General features: G+C 75.2%; 1 protein-coding gene and 1 pseudogene. Both read right to left on the reverse strand.

The annotated features are described in order from the left end of the window. Window positions 1–215: 215 nt before the first annotated feature. A complete protein-coding gene (locus tag ND748_RS32015; protein ID WP_251750015.1) occupies window positions 216–1,139 on the reverse strand; it encodes a hypothetical protein in 924 nt (307 codons plus the stop codon). Beyond that, window positions 1,136–1,389, reverse strand: a pseudogene (locus ND748_RS32020) (SPFH domain-containing protein); the annotation flags it as partial. The pseudogene ND748_RS32020 and the gene ND748_RS32015, both read right to left, overlap by 4 nt.

Below are 1,389 nucleotides of genomic sequence, written 5' to 3' on the forward strand. Positions count from 1 at the left end.
CGGCCGGCCCGTCCGCGACCGGCGCGGTCCGCCGGCCTGGCCGGCCCTGGACCTCCCGACCAGGCCGCCGGGATCGCCGCCGCGGCTGACACCGCCAGCAACTGGCACCCACTGCGACTGACAACCCAGGCGGCCGACAACCCCGCCGCGGCCGACAACCGAGGCAGCTGACAACCGAGGCAGCTGACACCGTCCCGGCGTCGATCCGCCACGTGCTAGGCGAGTCGTAGGCGGCGGTCGGCCACCCCGACGGTGAGCTGCTGCCCCCAGGACAGCTCGATCGTGTCCGCCTCGATGCCGTCGCCGAACACGACCATCCGATCGGCCTCCACCAGGACCTCCAGCCGCACCGTCCCGGCGAGGCGGCCCTCGGTACAGGTGGTGCCCGTGGCCGGTGACGGCCACGCCTCGCGGACGAACCAGGCCAGCGCGCCGGCGGTCGGTGCCGGCAGCGACAGCTCGCTGTGCCGCTGCGCCCAGACCGAACGGCACCAGCCGGTCGCACCGGTGCCGGTGCCGACCAGCAGTCCGGACGACGCCTGCCGCTCGGTCACCGGGGTGCCGCCGCCGGGAACTCGCAGCCGGTACCGGGCGGTCTGGTGACCGGGGTGGCCGACGTAGATCTCGTTGAGCGCGACAAGGCGCTGGCCGTCGTCGGAGCGGGCCTCGACCATGGTCAGTTCGCGTAGCAGGCGACCAAGCCCGCGGGCGGGATCCGCAGGCGATCCTTCGACGGTGCGCAGCAGGACGGCAGCCTCGCCCGGGGCATGGCGGACCAGGACACCCGGCGTGCGGGTGGGTTCGGCGTTGATCCCCAGGACGAGCTGCCCGTCGAGGTACTTCGCGACGTTCGCGACGAGCCCGTCCTGCCCGACGCAGACGACCACGTCATCCGGAGCGAACAGGAAACGGTCGAGGTCGGTCCGCTCCACCTCGCCGCGACGCCAGTGCGGCGGGATCGCCGCGGCGACCATCCGACGGGCCGCCTCGGCGGCGTCGTGGGCGGCCTGCACCTCGGCCAGCTCCCGCCCTCGGGTGGCCAGGAAGAACGCGGCCTGGCCGCGGGTGCCGTGCCGGTCCAGCAACTCGGCGTACTCGGTGCGCCGGTGGACGAGCACCGCGCGCGGGGCGAGGCTCACTGGGAGGTGCCGACACGGACGAACCGGGCGACCGCCTCGGTGACCACGTCGGGGGTGATCGTGAGCGCCCCGATCGCGGGCAGATGGTCGGCGAGGTCCCGCACCGCCAGCGCGATCACCGCCGAGGTGTCCAGACCGGTGACCGAGGCGACCCGGGCCGCCTCGGCGTCGGCCTCGGCCTGCCCGACCAGGCGCACGGCCTCGGCCCGCGCCGCCGCCTCCACCCGAACCCGCTCGGCCTGCGAGCGGG

Source organism: Frankia sp. AiPs1 (assembly GCF_023716945.1).
Lineage (GTDB): Bacteria > Actinomycetota > Actinomycetes > Frankiales > Frankiaceae > Frankia.